Annotated in this window: 27 protein-coding genes; 11 read left to right on the forward strand and 16 right to left on the reverse strand. The window is 52.2% G+C overall.

The window, feature by feature from the left end; all coding sequences use genetic code 11:
- From gyrA to hscB, 4 genes are all read right to left on the reverse strand, one after another.
- On the reverse strand, positions 1-2309 hold a 2309-nt coding region (gene gyrA, locus KEM39_RS01480; protein ID WP_211709504.1), incomplete at its 3' end, for a DNA gyrase subunit A.
- A gap of 39 nt (positions 2310-2348) precedes the next feature.
- Positions 2349-2477 (reverse strand): hypothetical protein, encoded by a 129-nt coding sequence (locus KEM39_RS11810; protein ID WP_300989517.1) that lies wholly within the window; start codon positions 2475-2477, stop codon positions 2349-2351.
- Between the two features lie 89 nt (positions 2478-2566).
- Positions 2567-2809, reverse strand: a complete 243-nt coding sequence (locus KEM39_RS01485) for a hypothetical protein (protein WP_211709505.1) — start codon at positions 2807-2809, stop codon at positions 2567-2569.
- A 126-nt stretch (positions 2810-2935) separates the two neighbouring features.
- The gene (gene hscB / locus KEM39_RS01490; RefSeq protein ID WP_211709506.1) at positions 2936-3436 is read right to left on the reverse strand and encodes a Fe-S protein assembly co-chaperone HscB; all 501 of its coding nucleotides are present in this window, start codon (positions 3434-3436) and stop codon (positions 2936-2938) included.
- A gap of 81 nt (positions 3437-3517) precedes the next feature.
- On the opposite strand from hscB, the gene KEM39_RS01495 reads away from it, so the two are divergent.
- Positions 3518-3739: an alternative ribosome-rescue factor A gene (locus KEM39_RS01495; RefSeq protein WP_003751095.1), complete on the forward strand. Its 222-nt coding sequence runs from the start codon at positions 3518-3520 to the stop codon at positions 3737-3739.
- On the opposite strand, the gene iscA is transcribed toward KEM39_RS01495, so the two are convergent.
- From iscA to iscR, 5 genes are all read right to left on the reverse strand, one after another.
- Positions 3699-4019 (reverse strand): iron-sulfur cluster assembly protein IscA, encoded by a 321-nt coding sequence (gene iscA, locus KEM39_RS01500; RefSeq protein ID WP_211709525.1) that lies wholly within the window; start codon positions 4017-4019, stop codon positions 3699-3701. The genes KEM39_RS01495 and iscA overlap by 41 nt on opposite strands.
- A gap of 86 nt (positions 4020-4105) precedes the next feature.
- Complete coding sequence (iscU, locus tag KEM39_RS01505) at positions 4106-4492, reverse strand: Fe-S cluster assembly scaffold IscU (protein WP_211709507.1); 387 nt, start codon at positions 4490-4492, stop codon at positions 4106-4108.
- Between the two features lie 67 nt (positions 4493-4559).
- Entirely contained in the window at positions 4560-4688 is a 129-nt protein-coding gene (locus KEM39_RS11815) for a hypothetical protein (RefSeq protein ID WP_002216985.1), read from the reverse strand.
- A 66-nt stretch (positions 4689-4754) separates the two neighbouring features.
- Positions 4755-5969: an IscS subfamily cysteine desulfurase gene (locus KEM39_RS01510; RefSeq protein ID WP_118796727.1), complete on the reverse strand. Its 1215-nt coding sequence runs from the start codon at positions 5967-5969 to the stop codon at positions 4755-4757.
- A gap of 28 nt (positions 5970-5997) precedes the next feature.
- Positions 5998-6444 (reverse strand): Fe-S cluster assembly transcriptional regulator IscR, encoded by a 447-nt coding sequence (iscR, locus tag KEM39_RS01515; protein WP_003688879.1) that lies wholly within the window; start codon positions 6442-6444, stop codon positions 5998-6000.
- A 288-nt stretch (positions 6445-6732) separates the two neighbouring features.
- Between iscR and KEM39_RS01520 the strand changes: the two genes are divergently transcribed.
- Complete coding sequence (locus KEM39_RS01520) at positions 6733-7905, forward strand: alpha-hydroxy acid oxidase (RefSeq protein ID WP_002213180.1); 1173 nt, start codon at positions 6733-6735, stop codon at positions 7903-7905.
- A gap of 64 nt (positions 7906-7969) precedes the next feature.
- Here the strand turns inward: KEM39_RS01520 and truB are convergent, their stop codons facing one another.
- Genes truB through rbfA form a run of 3 tightly spaced genes read right to left on the reverse strand, consistent with a single transcriptional unit; the run spans position 7970 to position 9854 of the window.
- Positions 7970-8890: a tRNA pseudouridine(55) synthase TruB gene (gene truB, locus KEM39_RS01525; protein ID WP_211709508.1), complete on the reverse strand. Its 921-nt coding sequence runs from the start codon at positions 8888-8890 to the stop codon at positions 7970-7972.
- A gap of 57 nt (positions 8891-8947) precedes the next feature.
- Positions 8948-9472: a hypothetical protein gene (locus tag KEM39_RS01530; RefSeq protein ID WP_211709526.1), complete on the reverse strand. Its 525-nt coding sequence runs from the start codon at positions 9470-9472 to the stop codon at positions 8948-8950.
- Positions 9473-9482: 10 nt separating this feature from the next.
- Entirely contained in the window at positions 9483-9854 is a 372-nt protein-coding gene (gene rbfA, locus KEM39_RS01535) for a 30S ribosome-binding factor RbfA (RefSeq protein ID WP_025458478.1), read from the reverse strand.
- A gap of 194 nt (positions 9855-10048) precedes the next feature.
- On the opposite strand from rbfA, the gene KEM39_RS11940 reads away from it, so the two are divergent.
- The 3 genes from KEM39_RS11940 (at position 10049) to clpX (ending at position 12282) form a co-directional block, all read left to right on the forward strand.
- Complete coding sequence (locus KEM39_RS11940) at positions 10049-10228, forward strand: polymorphic toxin type 44 domain-containing protein (protein ID WP_418029858.1); 180 nt, start codon at positions 10049-10051, stop codon at positions 10226-10228.
- 241 nt (positions 10229-10469) lie between these two features.
- Positions 10470-10925: a hypothetical protein gene (locus KEM39_RS01545; protein ID WP_211709510.1), complete on the forward strand. Its 456-nt coding sequence runs from the start codon at positions 10470-10472 to the stop codon at positions 10923-10925.
- A gap of 112 nt (positions 10926-11037) precedes the next feature.
- Positions 11038-12282, forward strand: coding sequence for an ATP-dependent Clp protease ATP-binding subunit ClpX (gene clpX / locus KEM39_RS01550; RefSeq protein WP_211709511.1), 1245 nt, complete (start codon positions 11038-11040; stop codon positions 12280-12282).
- A gap of 102 nt (positions 12283-12384) precedes the next feature.
- On the opposite strand, the gene KEM39_RS01555 is transcribed toward clpX, so the two are convergent.
- A complete protein-coding gene (locus tag KEM39_RS01555) occupies positions 12385-13581 on the reverse strand; it encodes an aspartate aminotransferase family protein (RefSeq protein ID WP_118997209.1) in 1197 nt (398 codons plus the stop codon).
- 402 nt (positions 13582-13983) lie between these two features.
- Here KEM39_RS01555 and KEM39_RS01560 point away from each other — a divergent pair, with 402 nt between their 5' ends.
- Together KEM39_RS01560 and KEM39_RS01565 are read left to right on the forward strand one after the other, a co-directional pair.
- On the forward strand, positions 13984-14484 hold the full coding sequence (locus KEM39_RS01560; protein ID WP_118997208.1) for a hypothetical protein: 501 nt from the start codon (positions 13984-13986) through the stop codon (positions 14482-14484).
- Positions 14485-14568: 84 nt separating this feature from the next.
- Positions 14569-15123, forward strand: coding sequence for a hypothetical protein (locus tag KEM39_RS01565; RefSeq protein ID WP_118997314.1), 555 nt, complete (start codon positions 14569-14571; stop codon positions 15121-15123).
- A gap of 490 nt (positions 15124-15613) precedes the next feature.
- Here the strand turns inward: KEM39_RS01565 and KEM39_RS01570 are convergent, their stop codons facing one another.
- A complete protein-coding gene (locus KEM39_RS01570) occupies positions 15614-16987 on the reverse strand; it encodes a DEAD/DEAH box helicase (protein ID WP_118997207.1) in 1374 nt (457 codons plus the stop codon).
- Positions 16988-17315: 328 nt separating this feature from the next.
- Between KEM39_RS01570 and KEM39_RS01575 the strand changes: the two genes are divergently transcribed.
- The gene (locus KEM39_RS01575; protein ID WP_192886301.1) at positions 17316-18263 is read left to right on the forward strand and encodes a class I SAM-dependent methyltransferase; all 948 of its coding nucleotides are present in this window, start codon (positions 17316-17318) and stop codon (positions 18261-18263) included.
- A gap of 51 nt (positions 18264-18314) precedes the next feature.
- On the opposite strand, the gene trxA is transcribed toward KEM39_RS01575, so the two are convergent.
- Entirely contained in the window at positions 18315-18647 is a 333-nt protein-coding gene (gene trxA, locus KEM39_RS01580; protein ID WP_003713684.1) for a thioredoxin TrxA, read from the reverse strand.
- Positions 18648-18949: 302 nt separating this feature from the next.
- On the opposite strand from trxA, the gene dnrN reads away from it, so the two are divergent.
- Positions 18950-19423: an iron-sulfur cluster repair protein DnrN gene (gene dnrN / locus KEM39_RS01585; protein ID WP_118997205.1), complete on the forward strand. Its 474-nt coding sequence runs from the start codon at positions 18950-18952 to the stop codon at positions 19421-19423.
- Positions 19424-19492: 69 nt separating this feature from the next.
- Here the strand turns inward: dnrN and nadE are convergent, their stop codons facing one another.
- Complete coding sequence (gene nadE, locus KEM39_RS01590; protein ID WP_118997204.1) at positions 19493-20314, reverse strand: NAD(+) synthase; 822 nt, start codon at positions 20312-20314, stop codon at positions 19493-19495.
- 196 nt (positions 20315-20510) lie between these two features.
- On the opposite strand from nadE, the gene xseA reads away from it, so the two are divergent.
- Together xseA and KEM39_RS01600 are read left to right on the forward strand one after the other, a co-directional pair.
- Positions 20511-21866, forward strand: coding sequence for an exodeoxyribonuclease VII large subunit (gene xseA / locus KEM39_RS01595; RefSeq protein ID WP_211709512.1), 1356 nt, complete (start codon positions 20511-20513; stop codon positions 21864-21866).
- Between the two features lie 292 nt (positions 21867-22158).
- Positions 22159-23700 carry an OFA family MFS transporter gene (locus tag KEM39_RS01600; protein WP_118997202.1) on the forward strand — a complete coding sequence of 514 codons (1542 nt, stop codon included), beginning with the start codon at positions 22159-22161 and terminating at the stop codon, positions 23698-23700.
- Positions 23701-23735: the final 35 nt, after the last annotated feature.

Consider the following 23735-nt stretch of genomic DNA (forward strand, 5'->3'; position numbering starts at 1 on the left):
CCGCGCAAACCGCCGCTACCGCGGCCGGACGGGCGAACACCGTGTTTGCCACTCGGCAGGGCGTTTTCGCTGTCGGCGGTTTCGTCTTCGATGCCGTCTAAAGTTTCGATGTCGGCATCTTCCGCTTCGCCGTTGTCGGATTTTTCCCAGTATTCGTTGAAGCGTATGGCTTTGCCCAAGTTGGAGAACAGCATGATGTCGTCCGCACCGCCTGTTTGCGCGGTGCCGACGAGGTAGTCGCCTTCTTTGAGCGCGATGGCTTTGATGCCTTGGGCGCGGACGTTTTTAAAGGCGGAAAGTTGGACTTTTTTCACCATTCCCTGCGCGGTGGCGAAGAAGACGTATTGGTCTTCGGGAAACTCGCGTACTGCCAAAATCGCGCTGACTTTTTCGCCTTCTTCCAACTGGATGACGTTGTTTATCGGACGGCCGCGGCTGTTGCGTCCGCTTTCGGGCAGCTTGTAAACCTTAATCCAGTGGCACTTGCCCAAATTGGTAAAGCACATCAAATAATCATGCGTGTTGGCAACAAACAGGGTTTCGATGAAGTCTTCGTCTTTGGTGGCGGCAGCCTGTTTGCCGCGTCCGCCGCGACGCTGCGCCTGATAGTCGGTGGTCGGCTGGGTTTTGATATAACCGCCATGTGTCAGGGTAACGACCATTTCGCGTTGCGGAATCAGGTCTTCATCGGCAATGTCGCCGCCGAACGGGTTGATTTCGCTGCGGCGTTCGTCGCCGAAATTGGTTTTGGTTTCTTCCAATTCTTCGTGGATGATTTGGGTGATGCGTTCCGGCTTTGCCAAAATGTCCAAAAAGTCGATGATTTTTGCCATAATGTTTTTGTAGTCGCCGACGATTTCTTCTTGGTCGAGACCGGTCAGGTTGCGCAAGCTCATACGCAGGATGGCGTCGGCTTGGATTTCGCTCAGATAATAGCCTTGTTCCTGTAAGCCGAGGTTGGCGGGCAAACCTTCGGGACGTGCCATGCGCAGGTCGAGGTCGGTACGGCTCAACATGTCTTCCACCAAGCCACTGCGCCATGCGCGGGACAGCAGTTTTTCTTTGGCTTCAGGCGCGTCAGCGGATTCTTTAATCAACCGAATCATCTCGTCGATATTGGACAAGGCGACGGCTTTACCTTCGGCGATATGGCCTTCATGACGTGCTTTTTTCAGGCGGAACAGGGTGCGGCGGGTAACGACTTCGCGACGGTGGCGCAGGAATTCCGCCAAAATCTGTTTCAGGTTCAGCAGGCGCGGCTGACCGTCCACCAAGGCAACCATGTTGATACCGAAGCTGTCTTGAAGCTGGGTGAGTTTATAGAGTTGGTTTAAAACGACTTCGGCGTTTTCGTTGCGTTTCAATTCGATAACGACGCGCATACCGGATTTGTCGGATTCGTCGCGCAGGTCGGATACGCCTTCCAAGGTTTTTTCGCGCACCAGTTCGCCGATTTTTTCCACCAGCTTGGCTTTGTTCACCTGATACGGGATTTCGTCGATGATGATGGCTTCGCGTTCGCCGTTTTTGCCTATGGGTTCGATATGGGTCTTACCGCGCATAACAACGCGGCCGCGGCCGGTTTTATAGCCTTCGCGCACCCCGCTCAAGCCGTAGATGGTTGCGCCGGTCGGGAAATCGGGGGCTTGCAGGATGTCGATCAATTCGTCGATTTCGGTTTCGGGTTCGTCCAAAAGGCGCAGACAGGCGTTGATGGTGTCGGTGAGGTTGTGCGGCGGGATGTTGGTCGCCATACCGACGGCGATACCGGACGAGCCGTTGACCAACAGCGCGGGGAAGCGGGTCGGCAACACCAGCGGCTCGTGTTCGCTGCCGTCGTAGTTCGGGCCGAAATTGACGGTTTCTTCTTCGATGTCCGCCAGCATTTCGTGGGCGATTTTCGCCATGCGGATTTCGGTATAACGCATCGCTGCTGCGCCGTCGCCGTCAACCGAGCCGAAGTTGCCCTGACCGTCAATCAGTACATAACGCATCGAAAAATCCTGCGCCATGCGTACGATGGTGTAGTAAACTGCGGAATCGCCGTGGGGGTGGTATTTACCGATGACGTCGCCGACGATGCGCGCCGATTTTTTGTAGGCGGCATTCCAGTTGTTTTTCAGCTCGTGCATGGCGTACAGCACGCGGCGGTGTACGGGTTTGAGACCGTCGCGCACGTCCGGCAGTGCGCGCCCGACAATCACGCTCATGGCGTAGTCGAGATAGCTTTTTCGCATCTCGTCTTCAAGGCTGACGGGCAGGGTTTCGAGGGCGAATTTGTGGTCGTTGCGGATGGTTGCGTCGGTCATGGTTTCAATGTTTCGTATGGCAAAAAATTGTTGCTTATTTTAGCATATTTCAACATGAAGCGGTGCGGCGGCCGGATATGCCGTCTGAAAGGCGCGGGCAAAATGCGGCAGGAAGCGTCCGGCTTCCACAAATTTGTACAGGCGGCATTTCAGACGGCATCGGGGCATAATCCTTTCCATAGGAAAACGGGACGGAGGGGAAGATGGCGTATCGTGCCGATGACGGTGATTGGTGGGACGTATTGGCGTTTTTCGATTTAGAGGAACAGGTGGATGAAGACGGTATGTTTTCGGATGGGAATGCGAGGAGGAAAAACGGGCGGATTGAAAAAGTTTGATGTGCAGGTATGTGTGCTTTCGGGACGGTCTTTGCCGAAGCTGATGCCGATTTTGGCATGCCGTCCGAAGAAAGCTTTTCTGCCGGTAAAGGATAGAATGGGGGCAATGCCGAAACGCTGGCGCACGTCATTAAAAAACGGATGCAGGCGGAGGTTCGGCATTGCCTCCCGCAACAAATGTTATTTTTTGGATGTTCCTCCACGGCTTTTGTCTGTTGTGGGCGGGTAGCCCTATGTTCGGACGGCATGGCGTATGAAGCGGGTATGCCGTCTGAAACACGGTGCAGATTATAATGCGGAGGAGATTTCGTTGCGGAGTTTGTTGAGAAACCTGCCTTGGCGGACTTGTTGTGCGGCGGTGTCGTAGTCTTGGCGCGCGAATGACTGTTTCAGGTCGCAGAACAGTTTTTCTTGTTCGGCACGGATTTCGTCATTCAGATTTTCCAAAGTTTTCAGGTCGCTTTCTGCCCGTGCCTCCATCAGCGTTTCGCGCCATTCCATTTGCTGCATGAGGAAGTCGGGAGCGAAAGAGGTATGCTCCGGCGCATCGGCATCAATGCCCTGCGTTTTCAACAGGTACGCGGCGCGGTCGATGGGATTTTTCAAGGTACGGTAGGCATCGTTGATGGTGGAAGACATCATCACTGCCTGCTTTTGCTCAAAGGCGGAAGCTGAAGCGAATTTATCGGGATGGAAACGGGCGGCCAAGGCGCGGTAGGTTTGTTCCAAGTTTTCGGTGTCGATATCGAAAGCGGGTTCAATCCGGAAGAGGGTGAAATATTGGGACATAGTAGGATGATAAATGTAAGATTTTGGCAGAAAACTGTTTTTGCCTTATAATCTGCCGCTTCTTAAACGAAAGGACTGAATATGGGCGGCAAAGTGCAGCACAATAAAGGCAAAATACGCGACAATGCTTTAAAAGCCTTAGTGAAATCCGATTTGTTCCGGCACAAGGTGGAACGGAAAAGGAAAGGCAAAGGCAGCTACAACAGGCAGGAAGCGAAAAAATGGCGGGACGGTTTTGATACTGTCCCGCCGTTTTTATGCCTTAAACGTGGAAGCTCTCGCCGCAGCCGCAGGAGTCTTTGACATTGGGGTTTTCAAATTTGAAACCTTCCTGCAAACCTTCTTTGGTGTAATCGACTTGTGTGCCGTCCAGATAAACCAGGCTTTTCGGGTCGATATAAATGCGTGCGCCGTGTCCTTCAAAAATCAGGTCGTCGCCGTCGGCTTCATCGACAAATTCAAGGTTGTACGCCATCCCCGAGCAGCCGCTGGTTTTCACACCCAAGCGTACGCCCAAGCCTTTGCCGCGTTTGGTGAGATAGTCATTGATGTGTTTTGCGGCATTCTCGGTAAGGGTAATCATATTTTTTCCTTGTTGTACCGCCTCAGACGAACCCGAAGCGGCGGGCGGTTCGGACGGCATTGTGGGACGATGCCGTTTGAAGGGCTTTATCTGTTTTCCTGACGTTTACGGTAGTCGGCAACGGCCGCTTTTACCGCGTCTTCCGCCAAAATGGAGCAGTGGATTTTTACCGGTGGCAATTCCAATTCCTCGGCGATTTCGCTGTTTTTGATTGCCAGCGCGTCATCCAAGCTTTTGCCTTTGACCCACTCGGTAATCAGGCTGGACGAAGCGATGGCGGAACCGCAGCCGTAAGTTTTGAATTTCGCATCTTCGATGATACCTTCATCGTTCACTTTGATTTGCAGACGCATCACGTCGCCGCAGGCCGGCGCACCGACCATGCCGGTGCCGACGGAATCGTCGTTTTTGTCGAATGTGCCGACGTTGCGGGGATTTTCGTAGTGGTCGATTACTTTATCGCTGTATGCCATGATGTGGTTTCCTTAATGTTTTTTGATGGTTTCAGTGGTTTGTTTGCCGGTTTTCAGACGGCCTGAATTAGATTTTGCACGCGCCGCCTTCGCAGCCGTCATCATTCTCTGAATCGACGCCGCCTTCCACGGTAACGCCGTCGAAATCGTCAAGCAGGTTGTCGAGGTTGTCCAAATCTAAATCTTGTTCGTTCATATTTTTCTCTTGATTGCTTTGTTTTTGGAATGCCGTCTGAAGGTTCGGACGGCATGTTGGTACGCTTTAATGCGCCGCCCATTCAATCGAGTTCAAATCAATCCCGTCTTTGAACATTTCCCACAACGGCGACAGTTCGCGCAGTTTGCCGATTTTGGATTTAATCAGTTCGGCGGCGAATTGCACTTCTTCTTCAGTGGTCATGCGACCGAAGGTGATGCGCAGGGATGAGTGCGCCAGTTCGTCGTTGCGACCGAGTGCGCGCAGGACGTAGCTGGGTTCGAGCGAGGCGGAGGTGCAGGCGGAGCCGCTGGATACGGCGAGTTCTTTCACTGCCATAATCAGGCTTTCGCCTTCGACGAAGTTGAAGCTGACGTTCAGGTTGTTCGGGGCGCGGTGTTCGAGGTCGCCGTTGATATAGACTTCTTCGATGCCTTCGATACCTTTGAGGAAGATGTCGCGCAGTTTGCGGTAGTGCGCCATATCTTGTTCGAGTTCTTCTTTGGCGATGCGGAAGGCTTCGCCCATACCGACGATTTGGTGGGTCGGCAATGTGCCGCTGCGGAAGCCACGTTCGTGACCGCCGCCGTGCATTTGGGCTTCGAGGCGGACGCGGGGTTTGCGGCGGACGTACAGCGCGCCGATGCCTTTGGGGCCGTACACTTTGTGCGCGGACATCGAGAGCAGGTCGATTTTGGCGGCTTCGACATCGACAGGCACTTTGCCGCAGGCTTGGGCGGCATCGACGTGGAAGACGATTTTGCGTTCGCGGCAGATTTCGCCGATGGCGGGAATGTCTTGCACTACGCCGATTTCGTTGTTTACCCACATTACGGAAATCAGGATGGTGTCGTCGCGGATGGCGGCTTTGAGTTCTTCCAGATTAATCAAACCGTTTTCTTGAACGCCGAGGTAGGTTACTTCAAAACCTTGGCGTTCGAGTTCGCGCATCGTGTCGAGCACGGCTTTGTGTTCGGTTTTGACGGTGATGAGGTGTTTGCCTTTGGTTTTGTAGAAGTTTGCCGCACCTTTGATGGCGAGGTTGTCGGACTCGGTCGCGCCGCTGGTGAAGATGATTTCTTTGGGATCGGCATTAATCAGGGCGGCGATGTCGGCGCGGGCTTTTTCGACGGTCTCTTCTGCTTCCCAGCCGAATGCGTGGCTGTTGGAGGCGGGGTTGCCGAAGGTTTCGGTCAGATAGGGAATCATTTTTTCGGCAACGCGTTTGTCAACGGGGGTAGTGGCGGCGTAGTCGAGGTAAACGGGGGTTTTGACGGTCATGGTTTGCTCTTTCTTTTTCGGGTGTTATTTAATGGATGTGTGTAAATTGGACGACGCGGCTGCCGTCGCCGTTGTTTTTCTGTTCGATGATGCTTTGCAGGGTAACGCTGCCGAGGTAGTCGTTGATGGTTTTGTTTAAATTCTCCCAAAGGTCGTGCGTCAGGCAGGGCGCGCCGTGGTGGCAGTTGGCTTTGCTGCCGCATTGGGTCGCGTCCAGCCGGTCTTCGGCGGCGGAAATGATTTGGGCGATGTTGATTTGTGCGGGAGGGGCAGCGAGGATGTAGCCGCCGCCGGGCCCGCGCAGGCTTTCAACCAGTCCGGCGCGGCGGAGTTTGCCGAACAATTGCTCGAGATAGGAGAGGGATATGTTTTGGCGTTCGCTGATGGCACTGAGTTTGACGGCGCCGGTTTGCGCGTTCATCGCCAAATCCAGCATAGCGGTAACGGCGAAACGCCCTTTGGTGGTCAGTCTCATGGTGGTGGTTGCCCGTGTCGGCTTTTTTTATAGTGGGCGGAATTGTCCAATATCTGAGTGTTTCAGTCAAGTATGGAGGCGGATTGCGCGATTGGCTGTTTAAATCGGCAGATTGATTGGTTTTTAATATTTTGATTTTAATTTGTTATTTTTGAATTTTAAACCTTATGCCGCTTGAAGTGGGAGCGGCGGCGGGTGCGGCAAATGTTGAAATGATTTGCCTTATAATCAATATTGATATACATTATCTATTTCATATAAAGTTATTCAGGTATTCAGGGGCGACAAATGAAACGTGATTTGAGCAAAATGACCTGCATCGAAGACTTGCGCCGCGTTGCCAAGCGCAAAATGCCGCGTATGTTTTACGATTACATCGATTCGGGTTCGTGGACGGAAACGACTTATCGAGAAAATACTTCGGATTTTAAAGATATCCGCTTCCGACAAAAGGTATTGGTCAATATGGAGGGACGCAGTCTTGAGACCAAAATGATCGGGCAGGATGTGAAAATGCCGGTGGCGATTGCGCCGACGGGTTTTACCGGCATGGCGCACGCTGACGGCGAAATCTTGGCGGCGCGGGCGGCGGAGAAGTTCGGCATTCCGTTTACGCTCTCGACCATGTCCATCTGCTCGATTGAAGACGTTGCCGAGAACACTAGCGCGCCGTTTTGGTTTCAGCTTTATGTGATGCGCGACCGCGAGTTTATGGAAAACCTGATTAAGCGCGCGAAGGATGCCAAATGTTCGGCATTGGTTTTGACCGCCGATTTGCAGGTTTTGGGGCAACGCCACAAAGATATCAAAAACGGCCTGTCTGCGCCGCCGAAACCGACCATCGCCAATTTAATCAATCTGGCGACCAAGCCCGAATGGTGCATGAAAATGCTGAACACGGAACGCCGCACGTTCCGCAATATCGTCGGACACGCCAAAAACGTCGGCGATTTGTCTTCGCTGTCTTCTTGGACATCCGAACAATTCGACCCGCGCCTGAGCTGGGACGACGTCGCCCGCATTAAAGATTTGTGGGGCGGCAAGCTGATTATCAAAGGCATTATGGAACCTGAAGACGCGGAAAAAGCAGCGAAAAGCGGTGCGGATGCATTGGTCGTTTCCAACCACGGCGGCCGCCAGCTCGACGATACCGTGTCCGCCATCAAGGCATTGCCCGACATCGTCAGCGCAGTGGGCAGCGACATCGAAGTTTGGATGGACAGCGGCATCCGTAGCGGTCAGGATATTTTGAAGGCGTGGGCTTTGGGTGCGAAAGGCACGATGATCGGACGCGCGTTCCTGTATGGTTTAGGCGCGTATGGCGAAGAAGGCGTAACCCGTGCGCTGGAAATCCTGTATAAAGAAATGGATATATCTATGGCGTTTACGGGACACCGCGATATTCAAGATGTCGATGCCTCGATTTTAAGGGGTAAAGATTGGGGTAGGGAAACGGTTTAAATACTGAAAAATACGATGCCGTCTGAACACATGGTTCGGACGGCATCATATTTTTAATTCCCATTCAGACGGCGGACACCGCAGTATTCATCAGCCGCAACGCTTTCAGACGGCATATTTCTTTTTGATATTCCGCCAGTCCGACAAAGCGGCCGTTTTCCGTGTAAACGCGTACCGGCGTATCGGAAGGCAGGTCTTCCTCGAAACGCGGCCGTTGTCCGCATTGGAGCATATGGACGGCATAATTGTTTAAAACGGTTTGGGGGAAGTGTGAAACCAATACGTCGCAGGGTAGCAGCAAGCTGTCGCGTTCTGTTTCGTCCAAGTTTGCCAAGGCTTCAAGCGTGTGGCTTTGGGTGATGGTAAAACCGGCGGTTTTGGTGCGGCGCAGGGCGGTCAGGTGTGCGAACGTGCCGATGTGTTTGGCGATGTCTTCGCTGAGGGTGCGGATGTAGGTACCTTTGCTGCAACGTACGCCAATGACGGCTTTGGGCGCGTCAAATTCGACAATATCGATGGCGTAAACGGTAATGTCGCGCGTTTTGCGTTCGATGACGATGCCTTTGCGCGCGTATTCGTACAGTGGTTTGCCTTCGTGTTTGAGCGCGGAAAACATTGGCGGCACTTGGCGGATGTTGCCTGTCAGGGCTTGGCAGGCCGTCTGAAATTCGGCTAAGGAAATATCGGCGCGGGCGGTAGCAACGATTTCGCCTTCGGCATCCCCCGTGCTGCTGGCTTCGCCGAGTTTCAGCGTGGCGGTGTAGGCTTTGTCGGCATCAATCAGATATTGGGCGAACTTGGTCGCTTCGCCGAAGCAGACGGGCAAAAGTCCGGTTGCCAAAGGATCGAGCACGCCGGTATGCCCGGCTTTTTCGGCACGGAACAAACGCCGCGCTTTTTGTAGGGCGGTGTTGCTGGAAAGGCCTTCGGATTTGTCGAGAAGAAGAACGCCGTTGACCGGGCGTTTGGCGGGTTTATTGGTCATATTAATTAGGGAATATTAATGTTCAGACCGTCTGAAAGGGTTCGGACGGCCTGCGTGTCAGCTTAATTCTTCATTCAATAATTCACGAACAGAGTGTTTTTCATCAATTAGATCAACGCTGATTGCATCAAAGCCATTTCGTTTTAATGAGTCAAAACTAATGATGCGGCCATCAATTAAGGGGACTTGTCCTTCAGAATTGACGAAATCTTCATATTCATCTTCGTAGTTTATATTGTAATAAAGATGGATCAGAACCCGGTAAGTATACTCATCCAAATCAGTTAACGTTCTGTTTTGCTTTTGATTTGGACTATATTTGTCGCAAAACATAGCGTTATAGCCATGTTCCGCGCCATCAAACAATACGATTTCATTGCCGCTTACAGCTTCTACCGCCACAATTTTTACCGGAGCCTTATCAGTATCGGTAATCAATCCATCAAAAGGCTCTCCATAGTAACGGATGTGGAAAATATCTCTACCTTGGCAGGATAATGAAAAGCAACGATGCCTGCCTTCAATTTGCAGGCTATCACTATGTGCATAGGCGGCTAAATGTTCGGGAATCAGATTGTTCATTCTAGCAGTATCAGTCTTCAACCGGTTTTTCCGCCGCCACTTGATCGATAAGGGCAGACAGGTTCATACCACGCTCTAAGGATTCGTCGTATTTGAAATGCAGCTCGGGGATTTTGAACAGCTTGATGCGTTTGGCCAATTCGCTGCGGAGGTGTCCGCGTGCGTGTTCCAGCACTTCTTCCGTAATTTCGCGCGCGTCTTGGTTTAAAACCGTATAGAACACGGTGGCGTGGCTGTAATCGCGGGTAACTTCGACTTCGTTGACGGTAATGAAGCCGGCGCGCGGGTCTTTCAGTCCGGTACGGACGAGTTCGGCAAGCTCGCGCATAATTTGTTCTTTGACACGGTCTTGGCGGGCGTAGCCGCGTTGGGGTTTTTTCATGAATATCCTCAGATTTGGTTTCAGACGGCATTTCTGCCGCCGGGGCGGTTGCGAAGGGGCGTATTATAGCCGAATCGGCGGGATTTTAAGGTAATACGTGGCAGGATGTCCTTGGGATCACAAGAAGGCAATACAAAGGCTTCAAGGGTATAAACATTGGTCTTGTGATAAGAATAAACATTTCTTGTTTTTCTATGATTTGTGGTCTAAATATACACTATGGTTTTATCGGAAAAGCGGTTGGGTTTACAGAATGGGAGTTAACAGCCGGGGCAGGAGTAGCACAGTTGAGAGATAATAATCGAAATTTGGGGGCATGGGTTTCTCAATACATTCTAAATCGGATTAGAGAACTTTGGGATGCAGATTTTTAGCAGCTTTTGATGATGCGAGTGATAATGAAGCTATCAAAATAGGTTTCAGACTATATAATAGATATGGAGGAACTCCTTCTTTTTTAACGGCTCAAGTTATCTTAGATGAAATCTATAAATCTTATCAAGATAACAAACCTGTAAATATCAAGAAATGCCTAAATTATTAATATTCTTTTTAATTACATTCATTTTTTTGCTTTTTGGGTGTACAAGAAATAATGTGTCGTCAGATCATCAAATGTTAGAGCATTTCAATCTCTACGAGTCTGAATTTGAGAGATTGAGAAAAATTTCTGTTAAGTACGATAGATTTCATTATCCCCCTTATGACGAAACAGATAGTACAGCCTATGTTATTTCATCTAAAGATAAAAAGGAATTGGACTCTTTAATCAAGAGACTGGATATTATTAGCATACAGTATGATGGGATATCAGAAGTATGTTTGCTCTTTCATACATGGGGTGTTTCTATCAGCGGAGGGTACAAGGAGTATGTCTATACTCCAAATCTTGAGAATCATATAAAGAACTACGATAAAGAGGTTGCCTTAGATCCCAGCACTGAAATGTATATCGTAGAAAGAATTACGGAGGAAAATTTGGATCAAGTTGCTCAAAGATATTCTGCAAATATAGAGTTATATCGTCCTATAAAAAATGGTTGGTATATACATCTCAGTCGAGAGAATTGATTCTTGAGATGTATGCTATTCTTTTGTATTGATAAGCACGGATATAGTTATTATACTTGGCAACCCGAACGGCGCGTGCCGTTTCTGCAACGCATACATTGTAAAGAAAGCCATGTCCAACGAAAACCGTACCTGTTCCTTTTGCGGAAAATCCAAAGAACACGTCAAATATTTGATTGAGGGCGAAAACGCCTTTATCTGCGACGAATGTGTCTCAAACTGTATTGAAATATTGCATGAAGACGGAAATGACGGCACGCCTCCGGAAAGTGCCGGACAGACATCGGAAGAATCCGGCAAGCTGCCCACACCCGCCGAAATCGTCGCCAACCTTAACGACCACGTTATCGGTCAGGAACAAGCCAAGAAAGCCTTGGCGGTGTCGGTGTACAACCATTACAAACGCCTGCGCCATCCTAAAGTCGGCGGTAATGTCGAATTGTCGAAATCCAACATCCTGCTTATCGGCCCGACCGGATCGGGTAAAACCCTGCTGGCGCAATCTTTGGCGCGCAAACTGGATGTGCCGTTCGTGATGGCGGATGCCACAACTTTGACTGAAGCAGGTTATGTCGGTGAAGACGTCGAGCAAATCATTACCAAGCTTTTGGGTAAATGTGATTTCGATGTCGAAAAAGCCCAGCGCGGCATTGTCTATATCGACGAAATCGATAAAATTTCACGCAAAAGCGACAACCCGTCGATTACCCGCGACGTATCCGGCGAAGGTGTGCAACAAGCCTTGCTGAAACTGATTGAAGGCACGGTAGCCAGCGTTCCGCCCCAAGGCGGTCGCAAGCATCCAAATCAGGAATTTATCAACGTCGATACCACCAACATCCTGTTTATCTGCGGCGGCGCGTTTGCAGGCTTGGAAAAAGTGATTCGCCAGCGCACAGAGAAAGGCGGTATCGGTTTCGGCGCGTCCGTTCACAGCAAGGACGAAAATGCCGACATTACCAAGCTGTTCGGCATCGTCGAACCGGAAGACTTGATTAAATTCGGTCTGATTCCGGAATTAATCGGACGTTTGCCTGTGATTGCAACTTTAGAAGAATTGGACGAAGACGCGCTGATTAATATTTTGACCGAGCCGAAAAATGCTTTGGTCAAGCAGTATCAGGCGTTGTTCGGTATGGAAAATGTCGAACTGGAATTTGAAGAAGGCGCATTGCGTTCCATCGCGCGTCAGGCAATGGAGCGCAAAACCGGCGCGCGCGGCCTGCGTTCCATCGTCGAACGCTGCCTGTTGGATACGATGTACCGCCTGCCCGATTTGCAAGGCTTGAAAAAAGTGGTGGTCGGTAAGGCAGTCATCGAAGAGGGCAGGGAACCGGAATTGGTGTTCGAGTCCTGATGGCAAACAAAACCGCTTCGGAACGTTGAACCACGTTTCCGAAGTGGTTTTTTGTTTCTGATGCCGTCTGAAGCCTTCCCGCCTTCAGACGGCATTTGAGTTTTACGGATTGTCTGATGTCGCGGCAAATTCCGTCAGCGCGTGTTCCAAACGTCGCAAACCTTCCGCCATATCCTCATCGTTCAACAGTAGCGAAGGCGCGAAACGCAATACGTCCGCACCCGCAACCAAAATCATCACGCCGTGTTTCAAGGCGGCGGCGGTGATTTCGGATGCGCGTCCGCGATAGGCTTCGTCCAACACGCAGCCGAGTAGCAGCCCCATCCCGCGAACCTGTGAGAACAAGCCCGTTTTCCTGCCCAAATCCAGCAATGCCGTCTGAAGTTTCTGCCCCTGTTCACGGACATGGTTTAAAGTTTCCGGCGCGTTGATGATGTCGAAGGCGCGGCTGCCGACCGCACACGCCATCGGGTTGCCGCCGAAAGTCGAGCCGTGCGTGCCGGGTTGGAAGGCGGCGGCAATCTTTTCTGTCGCCAGCATCGCGCCGATCGGAAAGCCGCAGCCCAAGGCTTTTGCCGAACTCAAAATATCGGGAACAACGCCGTAATGTTCATAGGCAAACAGCCTGCCCGTATGCCCCATCCCGGTTTGAACTTCGTCCAAAATCAACAACGCATTGTGCCGGTCGCACAGACGGCGCGCGGTTTGCAAATATTCCGCAGTGGCGGGCAGGATGCCGCTTTCGCCCTGTATCGGCTCGATGATGACCGCGCAGGTCTGTTCGCCGACGGCAGCTTCCAGCGCGGCAATATCGTTGAACGGAACGTGCGTAATGCCTTGCGGCAGGGGTGCATAATCCTTGCTGTATTTCGGCTGACCGCCGACGGACACGGTAAACAGCGTGCGCCCGTGGAAACTGTTGATACAGGGGACGATTTCGCTTTTGCCTTCGCCGAAACGGTCGCGCGCATATTTCCTCGCCAGCTTCAACGCCGCCTCATTCGCCTCCGCGCCCGAGTTGCAGAAAAAAACCTTGTCGGCAAAAGTGTTTGCAACCAATTTTTGCGCCAATTCCTGCACCGGCCGCGTCGTATAGATATTGGAAATGTGCCACAGCTTGTGCATCTGCGCGTTTAAAGCATCGACAAGGGCAGGGTGGCAGTGTCCCAGCGCATTGACGGCGATGCCGCCTGAAAAATCAATATATTCACGCCCTTCCGTATCCCAAACGCGGCTGCCTGAAGCGCGTTCGGGAATCATCGGGGCAAAGGCGAAATTGGGGGTCAGATAGTTTTGCATAATTGCTCCTGATTGCGGTTTTGTTCGGGATTATGCACCGTTTTTCAAGGCGGATAAAGGGAAATTGCCGACAATATCGGGCAGCGGTAAAAATAAACCAGAATATTTTCAATCGGATAGATGAAAAATCAAAAAAATTTCGATAAAATGCTTGAGGTGAGGCAGCGTTTTGATTTAGACTCTCCCCATATTTTTATCTTCAGACGGCATTTCATTATGCAAGGCAAAACGTTTACAACCGCTTACTGCTATTGGTACCACACAGACGTGCGGTACTTTTTTGCGCTTGCTTGAAATCCATCCCATACGCAAAACAGGCCGCTCGAAAACGGGGCGGCTTTTTTGTTATCTTCACACAGGTCGCCCGATTCGGCAACACACGACAGAATCAGGAAAATGACCATGAATGCAATGCCCCAAACCGCCGTACAAAACGAAACCCTGCACACTTGCAGCATTATTGTCGATGATGCACAGGATTTTTCCCCAATGCTTCTCGATGCAGGGCGGGACGACACACTTATCAGCGAATCGATGATTCCGCAAATCCGCACCGTTGCCGCCCTGATAGCCGCCGAACGGCACGACTTCAGCCGCAGCAGCCCCGCCGAGTTTACCGATGCCGCCGATTTTTTTGCCGCACGGATTCTCGTATTGGGTGTGCGACGCTTCCATCTTGACGTATCGCTGCTTCAGATTTTGAAAACCGCAAACAAGCGCGCCCGCCGCTTTGCCGAAAAACACCGCCTGTTTTTCACACCCGCACAAGCCGAATTGAGCCTGAACAAACACAAAAACCGCCGCCTGCTGACCGTAGAAACCGAACACGAAGTCGAAAACAAAGGCAACCCAGTCGCCAACAGCCTCGCATTTGTCCGCAAACTGCACACCCTGCCCCTGTAAACATCACGATTTGTCGGCAGAATGCTTGCCAAAATTCCCGACGGCGATACAATAAAACCGATTTTCCACCCAAACAGGACACACATGAAAAAAATCATCGCCTCCGCGCTTATCGCAACATTCGCACTCGCCGCCTGCCAAGACGACACGCAGGTGCGGCTCAAACAGCAGCAGAAACAGATTGAAGCCCTGCAGCAGCAGCTCGCACAGCAGGCAGACGATACGGTTTACCAACTGACTCCCGAAGCAGTCAAAGACACCATTCCTGCCGAAGCACAGGCAAACGGCAATAACGGTCAGCCCGTTACCGGCAAAGACGGGCAGCAGTATATTTACGATCAATCCACCGGAAGCTGGCTGCTGCAAAGCCTGGTCGGCGCGGCGGCAGGCGCGTTTATCGGCAACGCGCTGGCAAACAAATTCACACGGGCGGGCAACCAAGACAGTCCCGTCGCCCGGCGCGCGCGTGCCGCCTACCATCAGTCCGCACATCCCAATGCGCGCACCAGCAGGGATTTGAACACGCGCAGCCTCCGTGCAAAACAACAGGCGGCGCAGGCGCAGCGTTACCGCCCGACAACGCGCCCGCCCGCCAATTACCGCCGCCCCGCTATGCGCGGTTTCGGCAGGAGGCGGTAAACCCGTCGCGCCATGCCGTCTGAAGGGCTTTCAGACGGCATTTTTGTATTTGTTTGAAGGGGCATTGTTATGTCGCTGTTTGATTTTCAGACGGCATTTCCTTTCCAAGCGTTTGATGTCGGGATGGCAATTCTGATTTACGTGCGTTGGCAGGGCGGCATTGTCATGCCGCCGTTGGGTTTTCAGACGGCATCATATCGAACAGTCAAGCCGTAGGGCGAGTATTCTTGCCCACCGTTGCAAGGGCGGGATTTGGTGGGCAGGAATGCCCACCCTGCATCTGAAACCCTTCCGTGTCATTCCCGTGCAGGAAGGAATCTAGATATTTGAATTTACGGAAATTTTCAATCGTTGCCAAAGCGGAAAAGGGTTTTTATTACAGCCTAATCCTTTGGGTATCAAAGCCGGGCGGTGCTGAAACATTGCAAAAATGCCGTCTGAAACCCGAAATCGGTTTCAGACGGCATTGGTTTACGCGGCAGGTTGGGGCTTAGCGGTCTTTGTAACGGCGTTCGCTTTTGCCTGCAAAAGAATCGCCGGCTTTGCGTTTGCCTTTGAAGCCTTCACCGGTTTTTTTGAAACCGTCTTTCTTGAAACCTTCGCCGCGCGTTTTGCCGCCGAAGCCTTCTTTGCCCGGTTTATGATCGCCGCGCCGGCCGCCGGCTTTACGATCGCCCCAGCCGCCTTTGCCTTTTGGCTTGCCGCCTGCGGATTTGCGTTTGCGGGTCGGTTCCATGCCTTCGATGGTCAGTTCGGGCAGTTTTCGGTTAATGTATTTTTCGATTTTGTGGACTTTGACGTATTCGTTCACTTCGGCAAACGTAATCGCAATACCGGTACGGCCTGCGCGGCCGGTACGGCCGATGCGGTGGACGTAGTCTTCCGCCTGTTTCGGCAGGTCGTAGTTGATGACGTGGGTAATGGTCGGTACGTCGATACCGCGTGCGGCTACATCGGTGGCAACCAAAATTTTGCAGCGGCCTTTGCGCAAATCCATCAGTGTGCGGTTACGCCAGCCTTGCGGCATATCGCCGTGCAGGCAGTTGGCGGCGAAACCTTTTTCGTACAATTCATCCGCGATGACTTCGGTCATGGCTTTGGTGGACGTGAAAATCACGCATTGGTCGATGTTGGCATCACGCAGGATGTGGTCGAGCAGGCGGTTTTTGTGGCGCATATCGTCGCAGTACAGCAGTTGTTCTTCGATTTTGCCTTGGTCGTCCACGCGTTCGACTTCGATGACTTCAGGGTCTTTGGTCAGTTTGCGCGCCAGTTTGCCGACCGCGCCGTCCCAAGTGGCGGAGAACAATAAAGTCTGACGGTCGCTCGGCGTTGCTTCCACGATGGTTTCGATGTCGTCGATAAAGCCCATATCCAACATACGGTCGGCTTCGTCCAAAATCAGTACTTCCAAACGTTCAAAATCAACTTTGCCGCTTTGCATCAGGTCCATCAGACGACCCGGCGTGGCGACAATCAGATCGACCGGTTTGCTCAGGGCGCGGGTTTGGTAGCCGAACGATGCACCACCGACGATGCTGACGGTACGGAACCAACGCATATTTTTGGCATACGCCAGCGCGTTTTTCTCGACTTGAGCCGCCAGTTCGCGGGTCGGGGTCAACACCAAAGCACGCGGGCCTTTGCCCGGTTTTTCGCTGCGTTTGGTCAGCCGCTGCAAAGTCGGTAACAGAAAGGCGGCGGTTTTGCCGGAGCCGGTTTGCGCCGAAGCCATAATGTCGCGGCCTTCCAAGGCGGACGGAATCGCCTGCGCCTGAATCGGGGTCGGGCTTTCGTAACCCTCGCTGCTGACGGCGGACAAAATGTTTTTATCAAGGTTCAAATCGGCAAATTTAATAGACATGGCTATCCTTGGAAGACAACAACGCCCGCGTCCGAAAGGTTCAGACGGCCTGAAGCAGGGAAGGGTAACGATACGGGGAATGTGAAGTTACAGGGTTGTCGCAAGCGGCTTGCTTGTGGTTTACATCGACGACAACCTGCACAGAAAGGCTTGACAAATATGCAAGCAACAAAAGAAACGCGCCAGTAAGGGCGGTTTAGGTTGGAAGGCGATGGCTTCGTATAACAAGATAATCGGCGGATGGTATAGGGTTTGCCCGAAACGGTCAAGCAATCGGGCGTTAATTACAGTAAAATTGCCGTTTTCCACTTTATTCCGCCTGAAATCAATGACCGACATCACACCGTTTGCCAACCGCTTGGGCAAAAACATCAAACACCTTATGAAATGGGCGAAACGCAACGGCATCGAAGCCTGGCGCATTTACGACCGCGACATCCCCCAATTCCCCTTTGCCGTCGATGTTTACGGCGACCAAATCCACCTTCAGGAATACGATACCGGCTGGCTGATGCAGCCCGAAGAATACGAAGCGTGGCTTGCCGAAGTCTTGGAAGCCGTCGCCTTCGTTACCGGTTTTTCGCCCGAACAAATCCACCTCAAACGCCGCGAACGCCAAAAAGGCTTGCAGCAATACGAAAAAACCGGCAAAACCGGCGACGATTTCGTCATCACCGAAAACGGCCGCAAGTTTTGGGTCAACCTTGATAAGTATTTGGATACGGGGCTTTTTTTGGATCATCGAAACACGCGCAAAAAAGTCGGCGAAACGGCGGCGGGCAAACGTTTTTTAAACCTGTTTTCCTACACCGGCAGCTTCACCGTCTATGCCGCCACCGGCGGCGCGGCATCTAGCGAAACTGTCGATTTGTCCAACACTTATCTCGATTGGGCAAGACGCAATTTTGAATTGAACGGCATCGATACGGAACGGCACAAAATCGTCCGCGCCGACGTGTTCCAATACCTTCAGACGGCATATGGGGAAGGCAGGCAGTTCGACCTCATTGTGATGGATCCGCCCAGTTTTTCCAACAGCAAGAAAATGCCCGGCATCCTCGACATTCAGCGCGATCACAAAAAGCTGATTGACGGCGCGATGAAGCTGCTCGCTTCAGACGGCATTTTGTACTTTTCCAACAACCTGCGCAGCTTCGTCTTAGACGATGCGGTATCAGAACAATACGCCGTCAAAGACATTTCCAAACAATCCGTTCCCGACGATTTCCGCAACAAGAAAATCCATCAGTGTTGGGAAATCCGTAAAAAGGCTTAAAACAAAAAAAGCCGCCGGATTAAATTCCGGCGGCTTTTTTTCATATTGCCGTTAGGCGATGGAAGCCTCAACAAAGGCGGTCAGCTGACCTTTTGCCAATGCGCCGACTTTGGTGGCGACGACTTCGCCGTTTTTGAACACCATCAGGGTCGGAATACCGCGTACGCCGAAACGGGACGGGGTGGCCTCATTGTCATCGATATTGAGTTTGACTACTTTCAGACGGCCTTCAAATTCGGCGGCAATGTCGTCCAAAATCGGGGCAATCATTTTGCATGGGCCGCACCAAGGGGCCCAAAAGTCCAGCAGGACGGGGAGGTCGGATTTCAAAACATCTTGCTCGAAAGCGGCATCGCCGGTGTGTACGATTAATTCGCTGCTCATTATTTTTCCTTTTCGGTTGGGATTGGCACGATAGCGTGCAGGATAGGGCTTAGGCATAAAAATTTCAAGTGGGCGGGCGGGATAATAGTTTTTCTGTACCGCCCCAATCGCCTTTGCAAATTCTAAAAAAACGGTTCGGACAGTATTTTATTTCTGAAAATTACTTTTATTATCAAAATGTAAGGAATACGTTTGAGGCTGTACATAAACGCGCGGGCGGTGTATGCTCCGTTTAAATAGATTCTTAAAGTATGAATGTTCAAAACCAAACCCGAAACCCTATAAATAAAAGGAACCCTGCCATGACTGATTTTTCCGTTTGGGAAACTGCTCCCTTTGGTGCGACTGTCGATCATATCCTGCAACGCTACCACAATGTACACCGTGCACAATTTGAAGAATTGGTGCCGCTGGCGCAAAAAGTGGCCCAAGTTCATGCCGATACCTTTCCGGCAGAAATTGCCGAGCTGCTTGCCTATATGCAGAACGAACTGCTGATGCATATGATGAAAGAGGAAAGGATGCTGTTTCCGATGATCCATCAGGGTGTCGGCCGGGGTGCGGCGATGCCTATCAGCGTGATGATGCACGAACATGAAGAACACGACCGCGCCATCGCACGGCTCAAAGAGCTGACCGATAATTTCCAAGTGCCCGAAGGGGCTTGTGGAAGCTGGACACGGCTTTACGCTTTGGCCAAAGAAATGGTGGAGGATTTGAACGACCACATTCATTTGGAAAACGATATTCTGTTTGCCCGCGTACTCGATTCTTAAGGGATAGGAGTCGGATATTTCCATGCCGTCTGAAATACGGTTTTCCGTTTCAGACGGCATTTTCATGTTTCAGCCCAGCAATTCGGGCGGAATGCGGCACACGGGAATCGGGTTAATTTTGTGCTGCATCGCGCGGTGAAGCCGCGTATAGATTTCCAGAACTTCGCGCTGCCGCCCTTCAAAATCTTCGGGTTTGCGCGTGCCGTACACGCCCATTGCCCACTCCAGTTCGGGATAGCTTGCGCCCATCTGTTCTTCGTCGGTGCGTTCCGTATCCCACAGGCCGTCGGTCGGAGGGGCTTTTTGAATCGCCTCATCCACGCCTAATGCTTCGGCAAGCCGGTAAACCTGCGTTTTGGTCAGGTCGGCAATCGGGCTGATGTCCACGCCGCCGTCGCCATATTTGGTAAAAAATCCCACGCCGAAATCTTCAATTTTATTACCTGTCCCCGTAACCAGCAGTCCGTGTATCTGCCCGTAGTAGTACAGGGTCAGCATACGCAGGCGGCTTCTGGCGTTGGCGAGGGAAAGCGGCTGATTGTCAAATGCCGTCTGATGAACACCGACGGTTTGTTCAAAGGTCTGGAAGGTGTCGGTCAGATCGACCGTTTGTGCGCTTACATTGGCATATTGCCGTTGCAGATTGCGGATGTGCAGCCTTGCCCGCTCAAGCTGACCGGGGTGTTGGCGTATCGGCATATCCAGAAGCAGCGTGGTGCGGCCGGTGCGGGCGGCGAGTGCGGAGACGACGGCGGAATCGATGCCGCCGGAAACGCCTACGACGAATCCTTTTACATTTGCCTGAGCGGCGTATTCGTCCAACCATCGGGCGATATGTGTGATAACTGCCTGCGTATCCATGGTTCCTCCTGTCGAAAATATCCGCATCATAGCTTGTCGGCGGTTCAATTTGAATAGATTGTAGGCAGGTTGATGAATATTTTTCCCATTCCCCGCTTAAAAAAGTCATACGAGAAAAGGCGGGCGGCAAGATGGCGCGTGTTATAATATTGTTGACAATTTAGGCGACCTGATGCCGCCTTGGGCTTCAAAACATATTCATATTTTTTATTATTTGATTGATCCGATGTCTGATTTTTTTCATTCTGACGTGTTGTCCGTTTCCGAGTTGAACGCATTTGCCAAAAGTATTTTGGAAAACCACCTTGCCGGCCTGTGGATTGCGGGCGAAGTGTCCAACCTGACCCGTGCCGCCAGCGGGCATTATTATTTCTCGCTCAAAGACAGCCGCGCGCAGGTGCGTTGCGCGATGTTCAAGGGTGCGGCGGCGCGTTTGGCGAAACCTTTGAAAGAAGGCGACCATATCGAAGTGTCGGGCAAAATCAGCATTTACGAGGCGCGGGGTGAATTTCAGATTACGGTGAACGAGGTACGGCTCAAAGGTTTGGGGCAGCTTTACGAAGCCTACGAGCGGTTGAAGGCGCAGTTGCAGGCGGAAGGCGCGTTTGCGGCGGAACGCAAAAAACCTTTGCCCGTCCGTCCGCAATGTATCGGCATCGTAACCAGCCTGGCGGCGGCGGCTTTGCGCGATGTCGTTACTACCTTAAACCGCCGCGCGCCCGAAATCCCCGTTATCGTTTATCCGACACCCGTTCAAGGTACAGGCAGCGAATTGCAAATCGCACAAGCGATTAAAACCGCATCGCAACGCGCCGAATGCGACGTGTTGATTGTCTGTCGCGGCGGCGGCAGCATTGAAGACTTGTGGGCGTTTAATGAAGAACCGGTCGTACGCGCAATCGAAGCCTGCGCGATTCCCGTCGTCAGCGGCGTGGGACACGAAACCGATTTCACGCTCGCCGACTTCGTCGCCGACGTGCGCGCGCCCACGCCGACCGGTGCGGCGGAACTGGTCAGTCCCAACCGCCAAGAATCGTTACATCGTCTAGCCCAAGCCCAAGGCCGTCTGAAAACCGTTTTGGAACAACGCTATTTCGATGCCAGCCAAAAACTCGATTGGCTCGCGCGGCAAATCCGCCACCCGCGCCAAAAACTCGACGAGCAGCGCGCTTCAATCAGCAAGCTGGCGCAAACGCTGTCTTACTCTATGACGCAAAACCTCCGCGCCCACACCGCCCGTTTCGAACGCCAAACCCAAGCCCTGCAACATTGCCGCCCCGATATTTCCGTTTGCAAAAAAAACATCGTCCGCCTTCAGACGGCATTGCCCGCCGCCTTCAGCCAACTGCTCGTCCGGCGCCGCCAAAGTCTTGCTGCCCAAGCCTCCCTGCTCGAAGCCGTTTCGCCGCAGCACATTTTGGAACGCGGCTTTTCCGTTGTCAAAAACACACGCGGACAAGTCATCCGCAATGCCGATGTTTTGAAGCAGGGGCAGAAGCTGCACATTATCTTCGCCGATGGCGAAACCGACGTGCGCGTAAGCAAAGAACAAGGGCAGCAGGATTTGTTCGATTGTATTTAAACCCAATCGGAAAAACCGCTCCCCCTCTGCCGTCATTCCCGCGAAAGCGGGAATCCAGTCCCTTGACCTTAAGATAATCTTTAATTCGTCATTCCCGCAAAAGCGGGAATCCGGAAGCGAAAAGCCGCAGGAATTTATCGGAAAAAACAGAAACCTCTCCGCACACCTGAAATGTTTCAGACGGCGCATCTTGGGGCGGATAAAAACCCGACCCGATATTTTTTTATAGTTTTCAATAAGTTTCCATTGGGCAAATGAATTTTTATTTTTCAACTGACAGAAAGAGGATGTTATGAAGTTTTTAGACCGTGAGGCAAGCATTGCCAAGCCGGGTTTCAACCGTTGGCTCGTGCCGCCCGCAGCATTGGCGGTGCATCTTGCCATCGGGCAGATTTACGCCTATTCCGTATTCAACGCGCCGCTGACCAAACTTATCGGCATAACCGAATCGGCAGCCGGAGATTGGAAGCTGACGACCGTAGGTTGGATTTTCAGTATCGCACTCGCGATGCTGGGCGCGTCGGCCGCCCTGTTCGGTACATGGATGGAACGGGTAGGGCCGCGCAAAGCCATATTTGCCGCCGCCTGCTGTTTCAGCCTGGGCTTCTTCGTATCCGCATTCGGCGTGAGTACGCATAACCTCTTCCTGCTTTATTTGGGCAACGGCGTCATTGGCGGCGTAGGCTTGGGTTTGGGCTACATCGGGCCGGTTTCCACACTGATGAAATGGTTTCCCGACAAGCCGGGTATGGCGACCGGTTTGGCGATTATGGGTTTCGGCGGCGGCGCAATGCTGGCCTCTCCGCTCTCCGTATCACTGATGAACGCCTTTTCAAATGCCGCTTCGGTCGGGGTTGCCGAAACCTTTGCCGTATTGGGCCTGCTTTACCTCGCACTGATGATGTTCGGCGCGTTTACCATCCGCGTACCTGCCGACGGCTGGAAACCTGAAGGCTATACCGCGCCGAAAACGCAAAACAAGCTGGTCAGCAGCAATCATGTCAACGTGTCCCAAGCCATGAAAACGCCGCAGTTTTGGCTGTTGTTCTGGGTATTGTGCCTGAATGTAACTGCCGGCATCGGCGTATTGGGTCAGGCATCCGTGATGATTCAGGAACTCTTTTCCGAAACCTCCGTAGGCAGGCAGTCGGCAGTCGGCGCAGGTGCGGCGGCAGGCTTCGTCAGCCTCCTCAGCCTGTTTAACATGGGCGGACGCTTTTTATGGTCGAGCGTTTCCGACAAAATCGGACGCAAAAACACCTACACCATCTTCTTCGTACTCGGTTCGCTGCTGTATTTCGCCGTTCCCTCCATCGGCGAGGGCGGCAGCAAAGCCCTGTTCATCATCGGCTTTTGCGTGATTATTTCCATGTACGGCGGCGGATTTGCCGCCATTCCCGCCTACCTGAAAGACCTGTTCGGCACCTATCAGGTCGGCGCGATTCACGGACGCATCCTGCTGGCCTGGTCAACCGCCGCCGTCATCGGCCCGGTACTGGTCAATTACATACGCCAAAGCCAAATCGACAGCGGCATACCGGCGGCACAGGCATACAGCGTAACCATGTACATCATGGCGTGCCTGCTGATTATCGGTTTGTTGTGCAACCTCGCCGTCAAATCCGTACACGAAAAACACCATGAAAAAGACATCAAAACCGCCGCACACAGCGGCAACCCCGACGACGAAACCGCCATATCCGACGCTTACCTTGTGGGTGAAAAAGTTTCCGGCGGCGGCATATCGGTCTGGTGGCGTTGGGCATTGGCCGTCATACCGCTCGCCTACGGCGTGGTGATGGTCTTTGTCAAAGCACTCGACCTTTTCTCCTGAAAACGCCCGAATAAAATGCCGTCTGAAACAGCAGA

The organism is Neisseria sp. Marseille-Q1983 (assembly GCF_018224585.1).
GTDB lineage: Bacteria > Pseudomonadota > Gammaproteobacteria > Burkholderiales > Neisseriaceae > Neisseria > Neisseria polysaccharea.

What these genes read in the sequence shown, in the direction of transcription:
- KEM39_RS01560 (WP_118997208.1), top strand. Translation starts at nt 13,984, where the DNA reads ATGAATGCAATGCCCCAAACCGCCGTACAAAACGAAACCCTGCACACT.
- xseA (WP_211709512.1), top strand. Translation starts at nt 20,511, where the DNA reads ATGTCTGATTTTTTTCATTCTGACGTGTTGTCCGTTTCCGAGTTGAAC.
- KEM39_RS11810 (WP_300989517.1), bottom strand. Translation starts at nt 2,477, where the DNA reads ATGCCCCGATGCCGTCTGAAATGCCGCCTGTACAAATTTGTGGAAGCC.
- KEM39_RS01600 (WP_118997202.1), top strand. Translation starts at nt 22,159, where the DNA reads ATGAAGTTTTTAGACCGTGAGGCAAGCATTGCCAAGCCGGGTTTCAAC.
- KEM39_RS11815 (WP_002216985.1), bottom strand. Translation starts at nt 4,688, where the DNA reads ATGAACGAACAAGATTTAGATTTGGACAACCTCGACAACCTGCTTGAC.
- KEM39_RS11940 (WP_418029858.1), top strand. Translation starts at nt 10,049, where the DNA reads ATGATTTGTGGTCTAAATATACACTATGGTTTTATCGGAAAAGCGGTT.
- KEM39_RS01485 (WP_211709505.1), bottom strand. Translation starts at nt 2,809, where the DNA reads ATGCCGAACCTCCGCCTGCATCCGTTTTTTAATGACGTGCGCCAGCGT.
- KEM39_RS01565 (WP_118997314.1), top strand. Translation starts at nt 14,569, where the DNA reads ATGAAAAAAATCATCGCCTCCGCGCTTATCGCAACATTCGCACTCGCC.
- KEM39_RS01495 (WP_003751095.1), top strand. Translation starts at nt 3,518, where the DNA reads ATGGGCGGCAAAGTGCAGCACAATAAAGGCAAAATACGCGACAATGCT.
- nadE (WP_118997204.1), bottom strand. Translation starts at nt 20,314, where the DNA reads ATGATGCGGATATTTTCGACAGGAGGAACCATGGATACGCAGGCAGTT.
- rbfA (WP_025458478.1), bottom strand. Translation starts at nt 9,854, where the DNA reads ATGAAAAAACCCCAACGCGGCTACGCCCGCCAAGACCGTGTCAAAGAA.
- KEM39_RS01555 (WP_118997209.1), bottom strand. Translation starts at nt 13,581, where the DNA reads ATGCAAAACTATCTGACCCCCAATTTCGCCTTTGCCCCGATGATTCCC.
- trxA (WP_003713684.1), bottom strand. Translation starts at nt 18,647, where the DNA reads ATGAGCAGCGAATTAATCGTACACACCGGCGATGCCGCTTTCGAGCAA.
- hscB (WP_211709506.1), bottom strand. Translation starts at nt 3,436, where the DNA reads ATGTCCCAATATTTCACCCTCTTCCGGATTGAACCCGCTTTCGATATC.
- iscU (WP_211709507.1), bottom strand. Translation starts at nt 4,492, where the DNA reads ATGGCATACAGCGATAAAGTAATCGACCACTACGAAAATCCCCGCAAC.
- KEM39_RS01520 (WP_002213180.1), top strand. Translation starts at nt 6,733, where the DNA reads ATGAAACGTGATTTGAGCAAAATGACCTGCATCGAAGACTTGCGCCGC.
- KEM39_RS01510 (WP_118796727.1), bottom strand. Translation starts at nt 5,969, where the DNA reads ATGACCGTCAAAACCCCCGTTTACCTCGACTACGCCGCCACTACCCCC.
- KEM39_RS01575 (WP_192886301.1), top strand. Translation starts at nt 17,316, where the DNA reads ATGACCGACATCACACCGTTTGCCAACCGCTTGGGCAAAAACATCAAA.
- KEM39_RS01545 (WP_211709510.1), top strand. Translation starts at nt 10,470, where the DNA reads ATGTTAGAGCATTTCAATCTCTACGAGTCTGAATTTGAGAGATTGAGA.
- KEM39_RS01570 (WP_118997207.1), bottom strand. Translation starts at nt 16,987, where the DNA reads ATGTCTATTAAATTTGCCGATTTGAACCTTGATAAAAACATTTTGTCC.
- KEM39_RS01530 (WP_211709526.1), bottom strand. Translation starts at nt 9,472, where the DNA reads ATGAACAATCTGATTCCCGAACATTTAGCCGCCTATGCACATAGTGAT.
- iscA (WP_211709525.1), bottom strand. Translation starts at nt 4,019, where the DNA reads ATGATTACCCTTACCGAGAATGCCGCAAAACACATCAATGACTATCTC.
- dnrN (WP_118997205.1), top strand. Translation starts at nt 18,950, where the DNA reads ATGACTGATTTTTCCGTTTGGGAAACTGCTCCCTTTGGTGCGACTGTC.
- truB (WP_211709508.1), bottom strand. Translation starts at nt 8,890, where the DNA reads ATGACCAATAAACCCGCCAAACGCCCGGTCAACGGCGTTCTTCTTCTC.
- clpX (WP_211709511.1), top strand. Translation starts at nt 11,038, where the DNA reads ATGTCCAACGAAAACCGTACCTGTTCCTTTTGCGGAAAATCCAAAGAA.
- iscR (WP_003688879.1), bottom strand. Translation starts at nt 6,444, where the DNA reads ATGAGACTGACCACCAAAGGGCGTTTCGCCGTTACCGCTATGCTGGAT.